The sequence below is a fragment of the Ruegeria sp. BG10 genome (assembly GCF_056538575.1).
In genome coordinates this window covers 37,549-54,312 of record NZ_JBQFTI010000004.1, presented here as the reverse complement: position 1 = coordinate 54,312, position 16,764 = coordinate 37,549, and the positions used below count along the sequence as shown (strand labels likewise).

Below are 16,764 nucleotides of genomic sequence, written 5' to 3'. Positions count from 1 at the left end.
TTCGTTCCGAAAACAGTGTCGCTTCCTGCAAACAGATATCGCAATCGGTGAGGCGCGAACGCGCCGAATCCCCCAATTTGGAAAACAAGATTGGAGGATTGCCCCGTGAACATTCGTACCGCGACCCGCTCGGGCGGGCGTTCAGCCCGGCGCGCCATGCGCACCGCCCCGAACTTTGAAATGCTGCCCGGTCTGACCCGAGGCATTCCCTTGTGCGAGGTGATGGAGGGCAGCCAGGTCGAACGCATCGACAACGCCTCGATGGACATACTGGAGAATGTCGGCGTTCAGTTTCGTGACCTCATCGCACTGGAAGACTGGAAGAAAGCCGGCGCCAAGGTCGAGGGCGAACTGGTCTATCTGGATCGCGGTTTGGTGCGCGAGCTGATCGCCACGATTCCCAGCGATTTCACCTATCATGCGCGCGATCCGAAAAAGAACGTCCGGCTGGGTGGCAGACATTCAATCTTTGTACCGATGACCGGCGCGCCCTTCCTGCGCGATCTGGACGACGTGCGCCGGAATCCGACGCTGGATGATCTGGCCATGTTCCACAAGCTGAGCCACATGATGCCCGCGTTGCATTCTTCGGCGCATCACATCGTGGAGCCGTACGATCACCCGATCAGCCAGCGGCATCTGCGCATCACCTATTCGTCGATGAAGCACTCGGACAAGACGTTCATGGGTATGACCACCAGCCCCAAGAACGCCGAGGATGTGATGGAGATGTGCGCGATCCTGTTCGGCGAGGATTTCCTTGAGGATCACCCCGTCACCACCGGTAACTGCAACGGCAACTCACCGCTTGTATGGGACGAGACGATGCTGGGCGCGATGCGGGCCTTCTGCCGCCGCAATCAGCCAGTGCTGTGCTCGCCCTTCGTGCTGGGCGGGGCGAACACACCCGCCAGCGTTCCGGCTACCGTCGCGCAGTTGAATGCCGAGGCGCTGAGTGCGCTGGCTTATACGCAGGTGATCCGCAAAGGCGCGCCCGCGATTTACGGCCATTACCTGTCGACGGTGTCGATGAAATCGGGTGCGCCAATGGCCGGTACGCCTGAGATCAGCCTGATGAACTTCATGATCGGCCAGATGGCGCGGCATTACGACGTGCCGTGGCGCACCTCGAACACATTGGGCGGCGCCAAGACATTCGACGCGCAGGCGGGGTATGAATCTGCAACCACGTTGCAGGCGGTGATCCATGCCGGGGCCAACTATATCTGGCATAGCGCCGGCTGGAATGAGGCCGGAATGCACTGTTCCGTTGCAAAGTTCATCGTCGATGCCGAACAATGCGCGATGGCCTATCGCATGGCCGAAGGACCAAAATGGCATGATTTCGATCAGGCCCTCGCGGCGGTGCCGGATGTCGGTCCCGGCGGGCATTATCTGGGTCACCCACATACGCAGGACAACTTCCAGAACGCGTTCTTCATGCCAGAGCTGTTTGACAACAATTCCATCGAACAATGGGCGGCAGAGGGCGAGGTTGAGATTACCGAACGCGCCCTGAAGCGTGCCAGGGCTTTGCTGGCTGAATACCAAGAACCCAAGCTGGACGAGGACCGGAACGAGGCGCTGCTGGATTACATCGCCCGGCGCGAGCGCGAAATCCCGGCGGCGGACGAATTGAACCAAAGCTACTAAGATCATCTCCCCCGAAACTCACCCGCCCGGACCATCGGGCGGGCTTTTTCAACCCGGCCGGAGGAACCATGGAACTTCAGGGAAAGGCAGCCCTGGTAACAGGCGCTGCGGGTGGAATTGGGGCTGCAATCGTCCAGCGTTTGCGGCAAGCGGGCGCACGTGTCGCAGCCGCCGACCGGGCGGTCGAAGGGATCAGCGCCGAGGCGCATTTGCCCGGTGATCTGCTGGACGGGTCTTATGCTGATGCGCTGCCCGGGATCGCCGCGGATGCGCTGGGCGGTCTGGATATCGTCATCAACAACGCGGGTGTCATCACGCGCGGCCCGGTCACCGAAACGTCGGATCAGGACTGGGCGCTGTCGCTGGGCGTGAATGTCGAGGCGCCGTTCCGTATATGCCGGGCCTCAATCCCGATCATGGCGGCCGGGGGCGGCGCCATTGTCAACACAGCGTCCTGCTGGGGGTTGCGGCCCGGACCCAATCACGCGGTTTATTGCATGACGAAAGCGGCCATTGCCTCGCTGACTCAATGCATGGGAATGGATCATGCGCATCAGGGCATCCGCATCAATGCCGTCTGTCCGAACGAGGTGAATACACCGATGCTGCGCTCGGGCTTTGCCAAGCGCGGGTTCGATCCTGATACTGCCGTGGTCGAACTGGGCCAGTCCGTGCCGCTGGGCCGAATCGCCGAACCCGAGGACATCGCTGATGTAGTGATGTTTCTTGTTTCGGACGCGGCGCGCTATGTCTGCGGTGCGTTGCTGGAAGTGAACGGAGGCAAGCCAGTGTCATGACCCGGTTCAACGGAAAATCCGCTCTGGTCACAGGCGGGCGCCGCGGCATCGGGCGCGCCATCGCCGAACGGCTGCGCCGGGATGGTGCGCGGGTATTCACAGCACAACGCGGGCCGGATCCCGAGTTCGAAGGGATCGAAGCTGATTTCAGCGTCTCCGACAGCCCGCAGGCTGTGATTGATCAGGTCATCGACAGGGCGGGGCGCCTGGATATCCTGATCAACAATGCGGGCATGATGCAGGAGGCTTCGGTCGAAGAGATGAGCCTAGATGACTGGCAGCGCAACCTGACCGTCAACCTGACCGCTCCGTTCCTTCTGACAAAAGCGGCATTGCCGCACTTGCGGAAAACCCGCGGGGCCATCGTTAACACCGGGTCCATCGAAGGTCTGGGCAGCAATCCCGGCCACGCTGCCTATTGCGCGTCCAAGGCCGGGTTGCACGGGCTGACCCGCGCCTTGGCTGTGGATCATGGGGCCGAAGGTATCCGTTGCAATGCCGTCGCGCCGGGCTGGATCGACACCGAACTGAACGTGGATTTCATCGCCTCAATGCCGGACCCTGCGGCCTTTCATGAGGATATCAAACGTATCCACCCTATCGCCCGCACCGGCGCGCCCGAAGAAGTTGCGGCGCTGGTTGCTTTCCTTGCGTCTGACGATGCCAGTTTCATAACAGGGCAGGTTTTTACGGTCGATGGCGGCCGCATGGCCAGGCTGAGCCTGCCGTGATCATTCATCCCGTGCGCGCCATTCCTTCCAGCGCAGCACGGCATTCGCGCCGATTTCCCGGAAGGGCTGCGGGGGCAGGCGCTTGGGTTGATCTTCGGCCTCGAAATGCCGGGTGATGTCCGAACTGTGGCCACAGGCCCGTTCCGCCGCTGCGATCCCGGTCAGGGTTCCGCGAGCCGTGCCCAGCCCGTTCTGGACGCAACCGGAATAAACGCCGGGCTCGATCTCACGCGCGACCGAGACGCCGTTAAGGCTCAGGCACAGATGACCGGCCCAGTGATATTGCATCTTTAACCCGGCAAGCTGCGGAAAGCGCTGGTCGAACTTGCGTTGCATCACCCGTGACGCCCGCGCCAGATCGCGCCGGGATGCCGCCATGCCCGGGCGCAGCGCAGCGCAGGTACGGGTGATGATGCGGTTGCCGCCCTGACCGGTATCAACGCGCCGCATTGTGGTGCCCATCGGATCGGATGGGGTAACGCCCCAGCGCGACTGCCCGCCCAACCGGGCCAGCGCGTCCGGGTCCAGTTCGGGCGTCATCGCCGCGAACAGGAAAAGCTGCATCAGGCGGTCCTGCTCGATACCGAAACTTTCAAGGTGACCGTTGACCGTGAGTATGACTGCCCCCGTGCTTAACGCGCCGCGCGCGGTTCGGACCTGCCAGGCACCGCCCTGCTGGTCGAACCCGGTTACGGCCGAGTTTTCAAACAGCGAAACGCCGTCCGCGACCAACCCGGCGGCCAGCCCGCGAATGTATCCGGCCGGCTGCAACATCACAGTACCGGGGGTGTAGAGGCCCGATCTGTAATGCCGGGACCCCGTCAGATCCAGCATCTGCTGCGGGTCCAGCATTTCGCTGGTCTCGCCCAAGTCGGTCAGGTGCTGCGCATAGCTGACATTGTGCGCGTGGCCTGCAGCGCTGGCCGCGCCGTTCACCTTGCCCGCCGGGTCAAAGAAATTCGGGTCGATGCGGTATTGCTCGACTGCCGCGCGTGCAAAGGCAATTGCCTGCCGGTTCAACGCGATGATTGCCCTGTCATCGCCCGCGCCGGCGTAATCCGACGATGACAGGTCATGAGGCAGGTCAATCATGAAACCCGAGTTCCGCCCTGCTGCACCCTCGGCCACGCGACCGGCCTCCAGCACAACCACAGTTGCGTCAGGCTGCAACTGCAACAGCCGACGCGCCGCTGACAGACCGGCGAACCCGGCCCCGACGATGACGACATCGGCCGTCAGATCACGATCCAGAACCTGCGCGGGCTGTGGATCGCCCAGAATGGCGCTCCACGCGGCCGGTCCGCGATGGACGGGCAGGGTTCTGGCGGCGTAAGGGCTCAATCGACGGCCTCATCCGTGTCATCGGCCAGATCAATCCAGATGGTCTTTAACTGGGTGTATTGATCATGCGCATGGACCGAGTTGTCGCGCCCGCCAAAGCCCGATTGCTTGTAACCGCCAAACGGCGTCGTGATATCGCCCTCGCCAAAGCTGTTGACTGTCACGGTGCCCGCCCGGATCGCCCGCGCGCCGCGGATGGCGCGTTTTGCATTGGCGGTGAAGATCGACGCGCAAAGGCCGTAATCCGTGTCATTGGCGATCTTGATGGCCTCGTCGAAACCCGAAACTTCGATCACCGACAGGACCGGGCCGAAGATTTCCTCGCGGGCGAGGGTGGCGTCATTGCCGGGCACTTCGACCACTGTGGCTTCGACAAAGCCTTTCTCGGCCTTGCCGCCAATCACCACATTCTCGGCCTGCTCCAGATAGCCGCAGACCTTGTTGTAATGGCCTTCGCTGACCAGAGCACCCATGCGGGTTTCGGGGTCCAGCGGGTCGCCGACGTTCCACTGTTTTGCGTGATGCGCGATGCGGTTCAGCAGTTCGGCTTTCACATCCTTGTGCACGATCAGGCGGGACGAGGCCGAGCAGTTCTCACCCATGTTCCAGAACGCGCCATTGACCACATGCGCCGCCACGCGGTCCAGGTTTTCGGCGTCGTCCATCACGATGGCCGGGTTCTTGCCGCCCATCTCCAGCACGACCTCCTTGGCGTTGCTTTCCGCCGAATAAGTCAGGAACCGCTTGCCGGTGACCGTCGACCCGGTGAAGGACACCATGTCGACATCCATGTGCCGCCCGATGGGCTCGCCGACTGCGGCTCCGCCACCGGGGACAATGTTCAACACCCCGCGCGGCAGACCGGCCTCCATCGCCAGTTCGGCCAGACGCAGAGCGGTCAGCGTGGTTTCAGCCGCAGGCTTCACCACGACCGAGCAGCCCGCTGCCAAAGCTGGCCCGATCTTCCACGCCAGCATCAGCAGGGGAAAGTTCCATGGCAACACGAGCCCGACAACACCAATCGGTTCACGCACCACCATGGCGATGTGATCGTCACTGGTGGGAGAGACCTGATCGTAAATCTTGTCGATCGCTTCGGCGTGCCATTTCAGGCAATGGATCGTTTCGGGTACATCGACGGTTTCGCAGTCATAGATCGTCTTGCCGCTGTCGAGGCTCTCCATCACCGCCAAATCGCGGGCGTTGCGGGTCATCAATTTGCACAGCCGGATCAGCACGTCCTTTCGGTCTGACGGGTGCAGTTTCGACCACCGGCCATCGTCAAACGCCTCGCGCGCCTTTTCGACGGCGAAATCCACATCCGCCGCGCCGCAGGCCGCGATATCAGCCAGCTTTTCGCCCGTTGCCGGATTCACTGTCTCGAAGGTCTCGCCCGAGATCGCCGGGCGGAACGCTCCGTCGATGAAGGCTCCGGTCGGCAGGGTCAGGCCCGCAGCGATGGATTTGTATTCGTCCTGTGTCAGCAGTTCCATTGCTCAGCCCTCCGCCACGATGTCTGCGATTTTCTTCTTCAGCACGCGCGTCACCTGTTCCAGCGCCCGCTTGTCTTCCTTGTTCAGACCCTTCAACGGAGCCCGCATGGCACCCGCGTCGATCCCGTTCATAGTGACGCCATGCTTGATGGTCTGGATAAACTTGCCGCCCTGTTCCAGCACCCGCATCAGCGGCATCATCGCCGACATGATCCGGCGGCCCTTGGCAAAGTTACCCTCGATCACGCAAGCCTGATACAGCGCGACATGTTCGGCTGGCAGGAAGTTCGACCCGCCGCAGACCCAGAAAGGGGCGCCCCAGGCAAAGAACTCCAGAGCCTGATCGTCCATGCCGCAGCCCAGCTGGATATGCGGATAATCCCGCGCCAGCAGATGAACCCGGTTGATGTCACCCGAGCTTTCCTTGATGCCGCAGAAATTCCGGCTGCGGCCCACGCGGTCGAGGAATTCCGCGCCCATCATCGTGCCAGTGCGGTGCGGGTAGTTATACAGCATCACCGGCAGATCGGCCGCCTTGTCGATGGCCAGTGCGTTCAGCGCGTTTTCCCGGTCGGTCGGCACCGAATAGGGCGGGCTGGCCAGCAGGACGGCGTCCGCCCCGATCTCTCGCGCGCCCGAAGCAAGCGCAATCGAATCCGGCGTCAGCATCGCGCCGGTTCCGACCACCAAGGGCAACCGCCCTTGCAGCTGTTTATGCGTGAAGCGCGCCAGTTCCAGCCGTTCTTCGACGGTCTGGGCGTAATTCTCACCGGTCGACCCGCCCGAGATCAACCCGTGCACGCCGTTTTCGATCAGGTATTCGATCACCTGCGCCAGAGCATCCCAGTTCACGCTGCCATCGTCGTGATAGGGCGTGACCACAGGGGTATAGATCCCCTCAAATCTGAATATCGGGTTCATTCCGTCCTCATGCAGGTTTCGAAAGGGGCAAGACGCCCATCGGGACATCCAGCGCGTCGGGCATCACGAACAGTTCGATCTGATCGCGCGACAGGTTCCAGTGATCCTCGGCCAGCTGCGCCGCCGCGGCATCGTCGCGCGCCTCGATGGCGGCGATGATTGCGTCATGCTGGCGGCTGGCTTCGGACAGGTTGTCGGACATCGCGGCCGTTTGCGGGCGGTAAAAGGTCATCCCGATTCGCGCATGATCGATCAGCAGCCGGTTGAACGAGGGCAGCAGGTAGACATTGCCCGACATCTCTCCGGTCACGTCGTGAAAGCGGTTATTGGCCAGCGCGCGGTCTTCGGCCGACCCGGATCGCAACGCCGCCTTGAACGCCTGTTGGGCATCCTTCAGGGCATCTATCTGGGCGGTGCGGGCGTTCAGGGCCGCCAGTCTCAGGATCGCGCCATAGACCATGGGCGCGGCCAGAAAGAAATCGCGCAGCGTGGTATAGGACATTTCGGATACCCGGGCACTGCGATTGGTACGCAGGTCCAGATAGCCTTCGCCGGCCAGTTGCCGGAACACTTCCCGCAGCGGGGTGCGCGACAGGCCAAAGGCGTCGGACAGATGCGCCTCGTCCAGATCCGCGCCGGGTTGCAGGCGCAGGGTCAGAATGGACACCTTCAGATTTTCTCTCAACTCGGCTTTGCGTGATTTGGCTTCGTCCCTCATCCAGTCCCCCTTTCTGCTTCGACGCGAATCGCATCACGGTTTCCTCGCTGTCTCTGTATTCTATAAAAATACAACTTGTATACAGAGAAAAATCGTGCAGCATAGCCCATCGACTGAGACTCGGGCGCCGGACGCCAAGCAAACGGAAATTCACATGCCCCAAACCCGGCACATAACCTTCATTCTGATCGAAGAGTTCTCGCACCTCGCCTTCTCCTGCGCGGTCGAGCCGTTGCGGATCGCAAATCTGGTGAGCGGTGAGGAACTTTACGACTGGTCTTTCATCTCGGAACATGGCGCGCATGCCGTTTGCTCCAACGGGTCGGTCACGCTGGTGCATGGCGGTGTGAACGACTTGCCAAAAACCGATCAACTGTTTGTTCTGTCCGGGATCCATATGCGCAACCACGTCACCCGCCCGCTGTTGGCGACCTTGCGGCGCGAACGCGCCCGCGGGACTGCCATTGGCGCGTTGTGCTCCGGGGCGTGGTTGCTGGCCGAAGCGGGGTTTCTGGACGGGATGCAAGCGGCGATCCACTGGGAATACCACGATGCTTTCATGGAAGCATTTCCCGAAGTGAACCTTGTGCGCAGTGTCTTTGTTGCGGAAGAAAAGCACATCACGGCCTCGGGCGGTACGGCCACAGCGGACCTGATGCTGCATCTGATTGAACGCGATCACGGCGAGGAACTGTCGGTCGCTGTGGCGGATCAGATGGTCTATAACGCCGTGCGCAACGCAACCGCCAAACAGCGTGTCTCGTTGCAGTCGCGAAACGGGATGCGCAACGCCCATCTGGCCAAGGCCATCCACATCATGCAGGATTGTATCGAAGCCCCGGTATCCCCGTCGCAAATCGCTGAAGACCTCGGGATTTCCACGCGTCAGTTGGAACGGCTGTTCGGCAAATACCTCAATACTTCGCCCAAGAAATACTTCATGGAACTACGGCTGGAGCGGGCGCAGAAGCTGCTGTTGCAGACCGAAGCGTCGGTGACCGAGGTTGCCATGGCCTGCGGATTTGAAAATCCCGGCCATTTTTCGCGCGTGTATCGATCCAGTTTCGGGGTCACGCCGCACGCGCAGAAAAACAAGATCGACTGAGAGAATGCGGCGGGGGGAGCATCTCTGGCCAACGGCGAGCCCGGCTTGGTCAGGTGCTCACCCCCTGGTCCCGCTCGTACCCCCTCGTTAAAATTGAAACTAGTAAACTGATCAGCAGGATTGAGTATTCATAGATGCTGAAATGGGCATAAGTATTACAAGATCGTGTCAGATATATGTGCGTTCCGTTAGAAATCGCGATGCCTGCCGCATTTCGCCGTGACGCGGAAAACCCGCAAAGGACTGTTTTCTGATCCCTGCAGGGCGCTTATGTTTGCGTTAAATTCTACTTTGTGGCATTTATTAATTGCCAGTAAGTGGACAGATTTGGCAAAAAATGGCGATTAATCACAATCGATTTTCCTTGAAAGTTTCCATGTCCTCGTCAGGAGTTAACGACGGAGGACAATTATGAATCTGGGAAACCACGAAGCCGCAGTGGCCTTTGCGCCGCGTGTGATTTCCGTCGCCAGACGCGAGCGTCAGATTTGTGAAGCCTCCAAAGCTGCCGAGACTGCATTCGGGCAGATCGCCCGCACGGCAACCAGTGGCGCCGGAGTAAATGGCGAATTACAGAATCGCGTCTTTTCGATCTTCCGCTGGTACTTTCTGTCCGCATTCTGCACACGCCTGCTGACAGACACCGCGCATCGGCTGGATCACCAGACATTGCAGGTTTCGGTGGACATCTTCAGCGCCGTTCGGATGGTCCTGCCGGCGACCGAAGTCGAAAACTGCATGGCTCTGGTCGGTGCCGAGCGGACTTGCCCGACGCTGGTGCGGGCCAATGACATTGGCGGTCGTGGCCACATGGTCGGATGGGTCGCCGCCGGTCTGGTCGAACGGGGCAGAGATTTCCCAGCCGAGATCCAGAATGCGCTGGCGGGCGCGCTGGCCGCGTCCGCGCGGATAAACTGAACGAACGGTACCGGAAACGGCGTCGTCGATCGAACAGTTTACACAGACACATTTCCCTGCGTACGATCCGGATGAATTCATCCGATTGTTTTACCAAGGGTTTGAAGTCATGACAGAAACGCTGGACCTGCATAAATTCGAGAACCTGAGTCCTTTTGAGATCAAAGACGAACTGATCAAGCTGGCGCAGAAAGAATCCCGGCGCACGACACTGCCCTATCTCAATGCGGGGCGCGGCAATCCCAACTGGATCGCCACCAATGCCCGAGAGGCGTTCTTTCTGCTGGGCCAGTTCGCAATGACCGAAGCGCAACGACATCGCAATGAGCCGCAGGTTGGTCTGGCCGGGATGCCGCAGGGGCCGGGATGTTACGAACGGCTCAAGATCTATTGCGCTGCCTCAGATGGTCAGAACGGCCCTCCGGGCGCGGATACGCTGGCCGCTGCGGTAGATTTTGCGATCGGGAAATTTGGTTTTGACGCGGATGAGTTTGTGCTGGAACTGACCGACGGCATCGTCGGCGATCATTATCCGATGCCGGACCGGTGCCTGCAACATAACGAAACGATCGTGCACGAATACCTGATGTGGGCCATGTGCGCGGGTCACCGGCCGGATGCTAAATTCGACATCTATGCCGTCGAAGGCGGAACTGCCGCGATGTGCTACATCTTCAAGGCACTCAAGAACCAGCGGCTGTTGAACGCGGGGGATACCATTGCCCTTGGAACGCCGATCTTCACACCTTATCTGGAAATGCCGGTGCTTGAGGATTACGCGCTGAATGTCGTGGACGTGTCTTCGGAAGAAGAAGACCATTTCCAGCTCACCGATGACGACCTCGAAAAACTGGCCGACCCGAAAGTCAAAGCGCTGTTTCTGGTCAACCCGGGCAACCCCTCCTCGGTCGCCATCAGCCCCGAAGTTCTGGCCCGCCTGGTCGAATTCGTCAAAACCCGCCGGCCGGATCTGATTATCCTCACGGATGACGTGTACGGCACCTTCGTTCCGAATTTTCAGTCGGTGATGGGCCACCTGCCCGAGAATACGATCGGGGTCTATTCCTATTCCAAGTATTTCGGCTGCACCGGTTGGCGATTGGGCGCTATTCTGGTTGCCCAAGATAACATCTTCGACAAGATGATCGCCGACGCGCCGGAAGAGACCAAGGCCCTGGTCAACGCGCGCTATGCACCGCTGACACCGGACCCGTCCTCTTTTAAGTTCATCGACCGGATAGTGGCCGACAGCCGTGACGTGGCCCTGAACCACACCGCCGGGCTGTCGCTGCCCCAACAGGTGATGATGACCCTGTTTTCGCTGGTCGAGATGATGGACGAGAACAAAAGCTATCAGGCGTTCTGCTGCGGCATCCTGAAACACCGGTTTGACGAGATGGTCGAAGGTATGGGCATCGATGTGCCCGACAACCCGCTTTACGACCGGTATTACGGCATCATCGACTTTGAGTTCTGGCTGCGCAAATACGTGGGTGAGGAAGTGGTCGGCTGGATCAAGGAAAACGTCCACCCGCTGGATATCTCGTTCAAGCTGGCGCGGGATCACGGAATCGTATTGCTGAACGGGTCAGGCTTTGATGCGCCAAACTGGTCGGCGCGCGTGTCGTTCGCCAATCTGGATGACAGCGCCTATCGCCAGATCGGGCGCGCGGTGCGGGCGGTGGCCATCGGTTATGTGCAGGCCTATCGCGCCTCGAAGGGTCTACCCCTGCACGGTTGAGTGAGCGGGCGGGGACGGGGGAAGCCTATGCAACTGATCGGCTCGATATTCGGTGCCCATCCCGAACTAGCTCTGTTCTGCAGCCTCGCCCTTGGCTATGCGATCGGTAAAATCACGATCGGCTCGTTCACGGTCGGGTCGGTGGCAGGGTGCCTGTTGGCGGGGGTTCTGGTCGGCCAGACCGGCGTAGTCATATCCGATGAGCTCAAGCAGACGTTCTTCATGCTGTTCCTGTTTTCCATCGGATACCGCACCGGGCCGCAATTCTTCCGATCCCTGAACCTTGGCGCGTTGCCGCAGATCGCAATCACCGCGCTGCTTTGCGTCGTGGCCCTTGTGGTTGCCGCCCTGCTTGCGCCGGTGATGGGTCTGTCGGTGGGAATCGCCGCAGGGCTTCTGGCGGGTGGTGTCACCGAAAGCGCAACGCTTGGCGTGGCCATCGACGCCTTTGCCAAGACAGGCGCCGATCAGGCGGCGCAGCAGATTTTCGATGGCGAAATCGCCACCGGGTTTGCGGTGGCTTATTTTGTCGGGGTCATTGCCACGATCTTTTTCCACACGCAGATTGCCCCAAGGTTTTACGGCCGGTCCCTGCAAGAAGCCTGCGCAGAGTATGAGGCCGAACTGGACAGCGACGACGCCCCGATGGTGTCCGAACACCGCGACTTCGAGGCGCGCGCCTATCGTATCAACCCGGAATTCGCGGGCCATACCATTGCCGAGCTTGAGGCCCACGTTCCGCCGCATGTCCGCGCGTTTTTCGACCGCGTGCGCCGGGGGGACAAGATCCTGCCCACCTCGCGGGACATGGTGCTGCAACCCGGTGACATTGCCGCCATCGCCGGGCTGCGATCCTACCTGATCGACCATACCGGTGTTCTGGGCGAGGAGGTCGAAGACCCCGAACTGCTGGACCTGCCGGTTGAAACCAGCGACATCGTCGTGACCAACAGCGAAGTGGTCAATCAAACCCTGGCCGACTTTTCTGCCCGGCCTGAGGCGCGCACCGTCTTTCTGCGCGGGATCATGCGCAGCGGCGAGCGTCTGCCGATCTTCCGCGGCGTGACCCTGCACAAGGGCGACGTGCTGACCGTTTCAGGCACCCGCAGCCATATCGAAGACGCCGCGGCACGGCTGGGTTATCTGGATCGCGAAACCAACAAGACGGACATGGTCTTTGTCGCCTTTTTCATCCTGATCGGCGGATTGATCGGCATTCCAGCCCTGAAATACGGCGCGGTTGAACTGGGTCTGGGTACGTCCGTCGGTGTGCTGCTGGGCGGTCTGGTGGCGGGCTGGCTGCGCTCGGTCCGCAGGACGTTTGGTTTTGTGCCCGAAGCGACATTGTGGATCTTCGATTCAGTCGGCCTGTGCGTGTTCGTGGCTTGCGTCGGCATCACCTCGGGGCCCAGTTTTGTGACCGGAGTGCTGGAAAGCGGGCCATCCCTGATCCTGGGGTCGTTGGCCATCGTGATACTGGCCCACGGTACGGCCGTGTTCGTCGGCCACAAGCTATTTGGTATCAACGAGGGCGTGCTGGCCGGAACCTGCTGCGGGGCAGGGACGTCCGCCCCCGCCCTTGCCGCCGTTCAGGAGGCAGCGCAAAGCCAGGTGCCCACATTGGGGTACGGGCTCGGCTACGCGGTGGGGAACGTGTTGCTCGCCCTCTGGGGCTCGGTCATCGTTCTGCTGCTGGTCTAGGCCGCTTCACGGCACGAATGCCACAACCAGCGGGCCCCAAAGCGTGAGGAAAATATTGGCCACTGCGTAGGTCATGGTGAATGCCGGCGTCGGGGTCGAGTTGCCAGCTTTCTCCAGCAGGGTGGCAAAGCCCGGATTGCCCGAGCGCGAGCCGGTGACAACCGCGCAGGCCTCGACCGGATTGCGGATGCGCAGGGCGAAGTAGTTGATCGGAAACTGCACGATCATCGGCATCATCGTGACCACCACACCCAGCAACAGCAGCGTGATTCCATATTGCTGAATTGCCTCAAGCGCGGGTTTGCCCGCGTTCAGGCCGACAACCCCGACGAATACCGCAAGTCCGAAGCTTTGCAGAAAATTCGCGGCCCCGCGGTTGATGCCACCGATTTTTGGTCGCCGGATCCGTAGATACCCGATGATCAGACCCGTCACGAGGCAACCCAGGCCCGAACCAAGCGCCACCTTGGTGCCAGCAATGACAAAGCTAATTTCACCGATCAGGTAGCCGACCGCCACCCCGATCCCAAGGGCAATGAAATTGGTGACCGAGGCGGAAGGCGGCACGTAGCCCGCCACTTTCGAAACCCGGTTCAGATCGTCCTTGTGACCCACAATGCTGACTTCGTCACCGGCGTGGATTTCAGTATTGTGCAGGACCGGTACGTCATGCCCCATACGGGTAATTTTCGAGATATGTACGCCCCGACGCTGATCGGCGGTCAGTGCCTTGCGCAACTCCGCAAGTGTTTTGCCCGTCAGCTTTCGGTTGGTGATGACGACATTGCGGCGTTCTTCCACGATGGTCAGTTCCGGCGGGTATTCTCCGATCTCGCCGCTGGCCGTGCCCTGAAACCGCGTCAGCGCCGCGACAAGTCCGGAAACCACGATTACATCGCCTTCGCTGATCACCGTGTCCGGTGTCGGATCGATCGGTGCCCCGGCGTGCAGCAGTCGCTCAACCACGATGTCGCCGTCGTAACTGCCCTCGATGTTTGATACCGACTGACCGATGATCGCCGCGCCATTCAGCACCTGATAAGCACGGGCCTCGAAGCGGTTCATCGGAAGGAATTCTCCTTCCTCAAGTTTGCGACCGCCACCGCTGAGCTTTTGCGCAAGCTTGATGGCTTCCTGCCGCAAATCGCAACGCATGATGATCGGTATGATGCTGACCGCCAGAATCGGACCGATCGAGCCAAAGATGTAGGTCACAGAATAGCCAACCGCGATGTTGGTCTTGAGCTTTTCAGCCTCATCCGCCGCCAGCCCCAGCAGATCGATGGCGTTTCCGGCGGTGCCGATAATGGCCGATTGCGTCAGGCCCCCCGCGGCAAGTCCCGCGGCCAGCCCCTTGTCGAGCCCCGCCAGGCGGGCAACGACGATGACAAAGAATAAGCCCCACAACGTCATCATGAACGCCGCCAGCAACTTGGTCAGCGCGGTTCGGTTCAACGCCGCAAAAAACTGCGGCCCGCCATTATAGCCGACCATGAAAATAAAGAGGGAAAAGAAGATGTTCTGAACATCCGTGCTCAAGTTGATCCCACCGATCTGGCCGACCACAACAGCGACCAGCAAGGTGCCGGCAATGCCGCCGAGCTCAAACTTGCCGACGCGGAATTTGCCGACGCCGTACCCGAGGCCCAGACAAAGAAAAAGCGCCATGATCGGAAAGGCACGAAGCTGTTCAGTAATCAATTCCATCATCAAATCCCCAGGTTGTAAATCCGGAATGAGCCACGCCAAAAACGACACCTCAGGGCGCTGATAATGCTCAGAAAAACTGTTCACCCTATGCGTGTTGGCGTCAGGTAAGCACCACGGTTGGATTCTGTCAAATCGGGGCGTGCTAGATTGACTGGCCGATCTGCGCGCAAAACGGCTTTTCAAGGGCCGAAAGGATTCACCTATCAGAACATTGACGGAAGGACTTGAGCGTTTGCGAAAGGATGGAGCGATAACTGAATTTCGCCTGTATCATGGAGGTGTTGGACACCAAGCACTCCGATCACAAGGCAGTCAGTAATGAGGCGGGTGTCGGGGCATTCCTGATCAGCCTGCCAGCCGCCGATCAGGTGATCGCTGACCGCAGACGGATGTCGGCCAGGTTGCGGAGACCTTGAAAGACCCGTTGATACAACCCTGTCCCCCCGGCAGAAAGTCTCGCAGGAAACCGGTGCAAAACGCCGGGTACTGGAACAATCGACGCGACCGTATCGAGATCATGCTCGGCTGATTGAAGGATTGGCGTCAAGCAACAACTTAACACGACAGATGTCCGAAATTGTTCTTTCCGATCATCGTCTTCGCAGCCGTCATTTCCCAGCTCTGAACTCTATTAGCCTGATACTAAACGCCATCAATCGTCACGCAAAGTGGTTGCGGTCCTCTCATGATTGCGGTTGTGGACCGCAAGGCCGGGGGCATGATCGAGAACGCCAGCAGCCTTGCGTCAGGCCACGATCAGCAACAGGCAGCCGTGCTCTGAAAATATGTCGGGGTGTTCGGTGTTGGCTGCTGCAAGCTGTCCATCGCCGGGTCCGAAACTTGTCCCGTCCATGGAAAACTCACCTTCCAGCACAAAAACCTGCTCTACAGACTTATGATAGTGAGCAGGAATGCGCGCGCCGGGTTCACATCGCACCAGATACATCTGCACACCATCCGGTCTGGTGGAAATTACCTTTTTCCAGACACCTTCCGGGCGGGCCTGCCAGTTGCCGTCATTTGCACGAATAGCAGCAATTCCTGGTGCGGCCTGCTCTGCGTCAATTGCTGCATCAATCCGACCCCACAAACTGTCCGAAGGCGCAGATTCGTGAGCCAATTGAGCGAACAGGTCGAACCCTTCCGTCTGCTCGATATCGCTCTCGGTCAGACGGGGAGTTGTTCCTGGGATAGTATCCCTACTTTTCATATCAGAACTGGTCTTTCGGTGAGTTTCGTTTTTGTCGCGCGCAGTCATTTCAGGGCCTCGCGCAAATCGGCCATTCCACGTGTCATCCAACTTTTTATCGTTCCCAGAGGCGTGTCCAACATTTCAGCAAGTTCCGATTGCGTATATCCGCGAAAATAGCTGAGCAGCAGAACCTTGCGATATTCAGGTTTCAGTGTTGTCAGCGCCCGGCGCACGTCCATGGATTCGACGCGCTCACGCTCTGCCGGGGCAATATCGACCATATCCGGGACGTCATCTGTGAACGTCACAAAGCCGCGAACATGGTCTGCACGCAAACGATCAATTGCCTTGTTGCGTGCGATTGCTGCAATCCAAGCGGGCGCATTGGAATGGGGCAGGTCATTTGCTGCTGTTCGACGCCATATCTGAACGTAAATCTCCTGGGCGACTTCCTCGGCCTTTCCACGATCGCGCAGGATAGTCAGCACTATGCCAAACACTCTGTGCGAAGTCATGTCATAGACCTGTCGAAAGGCCGACCGGTCGCCCTGGCTACATCTGTCAAGTAGCCTCGCCAGCACCTGAGAGGTTGACTCTGTTTGAGCTTGAGTCATTGAGGGCCGTTTTTCTGTCGTGGGTTCTAGAAATGCCAGTGTCGCCACTAGTATGGACCTTGTTGCAATGGTTTCTACCAGACAGACGTGCCGTGCTATGGTTCCGGATGCGAACCCGTCCTATTCACG

Annotated in this window: 14 protein-coding genes; 7 read left to right on the top strand and 7 right to left on the bottom strand. The window is 59.8% G+C overall.

The genetic code is table 11. The features are described 5' to 3' along the window. Nucleotides 1–105: 105 nt before the first annotated feature. From ACR0D8_RS15490 to ACR0D8_RS15480, 3 genes are all read left to right on the top strand, one after another. Nucleotides 106–1,653: a trimethylamine methyltransferase family protein gene (locus ACR0D8_RS15490; protein WP_480647829.1), complete on the top strand. Its 1,548-nt coding sequence runs from the start codon at nucleotides 106–108 to the stop codon at nucleotides 1,651–1,653. A gap of 68 nt (nucleotides 1,654–1,721) precedes the next feature. Further along, nucleotides 1,722–2,450 (top strand): SDR family NAD(P)-dependent oxidoreductase, encoded by a 729-nt coding sequence (locus tag ACR0D8_RS15485; RefSeq protein WP_480647827.1) that lies wholly within the window; start codon nucleotides 1,722–1,724, stop codon nucleotides 2,448–2,450. Then, a complete protein-coding gene (locus ACR0D8_RS15480) occupies nucleotides 2,447–3,181 on the top strand; it encodes an SDR family NAD(P)-dependent oxidoreductase (RefSeq protein WP_480647825.1) in 735 nt (244 codons plus the stop codon). Before ACR0D8_RS15485 ends, ACR0D8_RS15480 begins: the two co-directional genes overlap by 4 nt. Here the strand turns inward: ACR0D8_RS15480 and ACR0D8_RS15475 are convergent, their stop codons facing one another. The 4 genes from ACR0D8_RS15475 to ACR0D8_RS15460 are packed head-to-tail and all read right to left on the bottom strand — an operon-like array spanning nucleotide 3,182 to nucleotide 7,654. Beyond that, nucleotides 3,182–4,522, bottom strand: a complete 1,341-nt coding sequence (locus ACR0D8_RS15475) for an NAD(P)/FAD-dependent oxidoreductase (protein WP_480647824.1) — start codon at nucleotides 4,520–4,522, stop codon at nucleotides 3,182–3,184. Beyond that, the gene (locus ACR0D8_RS15470) at nucleotides 4,519–6,015 is read right to left on the bottom strand and encodes an aldehyde dehydrogenase (protein ID WP_480647822.1); all 1,497 of its coding nucleotides are present in this window, start codon (nucleotides 6,013–6,015) and stop codon (nucleotides 4,519–4,521) included. Before ACR0D8_RS15470 ends, ACR0D8_RS15475 begins: the two co-directional genes overlap by 4 nt. Nucleotides 6,016–6,018: 3 nt before the next feature. Beyond that, the gene (locus ACR0D8_RS15465; protein WP_480647820.1) at nucleotides 6,019–6,936 is read right to left on the bottom strand and encodes a dihydrodipicolinate synthase family protein; all 918 of its coding nucleotides are present in this window, start codon (nucleotides 6,934–6,936) and stop codon (nucleotides 6,019–6,021) included. Nucleotides 6,937–6,943: 7 nt separating this feature from the next. Further along, nucleotides 6,944–7,654, bottom strand: a complete 711-nt coding sequence (locus tag ACR0D8_RS15460; RefSeq protein ID WP_480647818.1) for a GntR family transcriptional regulator — start codon at nucleotides 7,652–7,654, stop codon at nucleotides 6,944–6,946. A gap of 154 nt (nucleotides 7,655–7,808) precedes the next feature. Here ACR0D8_RS15460 and ACR0D8_RS15455 point away from each other — a divergent pair, with 154 nt between their 5' ends. The 4 genes from ACR0D8_RS15455 (at nucleotide 7,809) to ACR0D8_RS15440 (ending at nucleotide 13,119) form a co-directional block, all read left to right on the top strand. After that, nucleotides 7,809–8,759, top strand: a complete 951-nt coding sequence (locus ACR0D8_RS15455) for a GlxA family transcriptional regulator (protein WP_475157992.1) — start codon at nucleotides 7,809–7,811, stop codon at nucleotides 8,757–8,759. 411 nt (nucleotides 8,760–9,170) lie between these two features. Next, nucleotides 9,171–9,677, top strand: coding sequence for a hypothetical protein (locus ACR0D8_RS15450; protein ID WP_480647816.1), 507 nt, complete (start codon nucleotides 9,171–9,173; stop codon nucleotides 9,675–9,677). 109 nt (nucleotides 9,678–9,786) lie between these two features. Beyond that, nucleotides 9,787–11,418 (top strand): bifunctional aspartate transaminase/aspartate 4-decarboxylase, encoded by a 1,632-nt coding sequence (locus ACR0D8_RS15445; RefSeq protein WP_480647814.1) that lies wholly within the window; start codon nucleotides 9,787–9,789, stop codon nucleotides 11,416–11,418. A gap of 27 nt (nucleotides 11,419–11,445) precedes the next feature. Further along, nucleotides 11,446–13,119, top strand: a complete 1,674-nt coding sequence (locus ACR0D8_RS15440; protein ID WP_480647812.1) for an aspartate:alanine exchanger family transporter — start codon at nucleotides 11,446–11,448, stop codon at nucleotides 13,117–13,119. Between the two features lie 6 nt (nucleotides 13,120–13,125). On the opposite strand, the gene aspT is transcribed toward ACR0D8_RS15440, so the two are convergent. From aspT to ACR0D8_RS15425, 3 genes are all read right to left on the bottom strand, one after another. After that, a complete protein-coding gene (aspT, locus tag ACR0D8_RS15435) occupies nucleotides 13,126–14,826 on the bottom strand; it encodes an aspartate-alanine antiporter (protein ID WP_480647810.1) in 1,701 nt (566 codons plus the stop codon). Between the two features lie 748 nt (nucleotides 14,827–15,574). Next, complete coding sequence (locus tag ACR0D8_RS15430) at nucleotides 15,575–16,087, bottom strand: cupin domain-containing protein (protein ID WP_480647808.1); 513 nt, start codon at nucleotides 16,085–16,087, stop codon at nucleotides 15,575–15,577. Beyond that, a complete protein-coding gene (locus ACR0D8_RS15425) occupies nucleotides 16,084–16,635 on the bottom strand; it encodes a sigma-70 family RNA polymerase sigma factor (protein ID WP_480648258.1) in 552 nt (183 codons plus the stop codon). The genes ACR0D8_RS15430 and ACR0D8_RS15425 overlap by 4 nt, the downstream gene beginning before the upstream one ends. Between the last annotated feature and the right edge of the window lie 129 nt (nucleotides 16,636–16,764).

Coding starts and splice junctions, on each gene's coding strand:
- ACR0D8_RS15465 (WP_480647820.1), bottom strand. CDS start 6,936: ATGAACCCGATATTCAGATTTGAGGGGATCTATACCCCTGTGGTCACG.
- ACR0D8_RS15460 (WP_480647818.1), bottom strand. CDS start 7,654: ATGAGGGACGAAGCCAAATCACGCAAAGCCGAGTTGAGAGAAAATCTG.
- ACR0D8_RS15455 (WP_475157992.1), top strand. CDS start 7,809: ATGCCCCAAACCCGGCACATAACCTTCATTCTGATCGAAGAGTTCTCG.
- ACR0D8_RS15440 (WP_480647812.1), top strand. CDS start 11,446: ATGCAACTGATCGGCTCGATATTCGGTGCCCATCCCGAACTAGCTCTG.
- aspT (WP_480647810.1), bottom strand. CDS start 14,826: ATGGAATTGATTACTGAACAGCTTCGTGCCTTTCCGATCATGGCGCTT.
- ACR0D8_RS15450 (WP_480647816.1), top strand. CDS start 9,171: ATGAATCTGGGAAACCACGAAGCCGCAGTGGCCTTTGCGCCGCGTGTG.
- ACR0D8_RS15470 (WP_480647822.1), bottom strand. CDS start 6,015: ATGGAACTGCTGACACAGGACGAATACAAATCCATCGCTGCGGGCCTG.
- ACR0D8_RS15480 (WP_480647825.1), top strand. CDS start 2,447: ATGACCCGGTTCAACGGAAAATCCGCTCTGGTCACAGGCGGGCGCCGC.
- ACR0D8_RS15425 (WP_480648258.1), bottom strand. CDS start 16,635: ATGACTCAAGCTCAAACAGAGTCAACCTCTCAGGTGCTGGCGAGGCTA.
- ACR0D8_RS15485 (WP_480647827.1), top strand. CDS start 1,722: ATGGAACTTCAGGGAAAGGCAGCCCTGGTAACAGGCGCTGCGGGTGGA.
- ACR0D8_RS15430 (WP_480647808.1), bottom strand. CDS start 16,087: ATGACTGCGCGCGACAAAAACGAAACTCACCGAAAGACCAGTTCTGAT.
- ACR0D8_RS15445 (WP_480647814.1), top strand. CDS start 9,787: ATGACAGAAACGCTGGACCTGCATAAATTCGAGAACCTGAGTCCTTTT.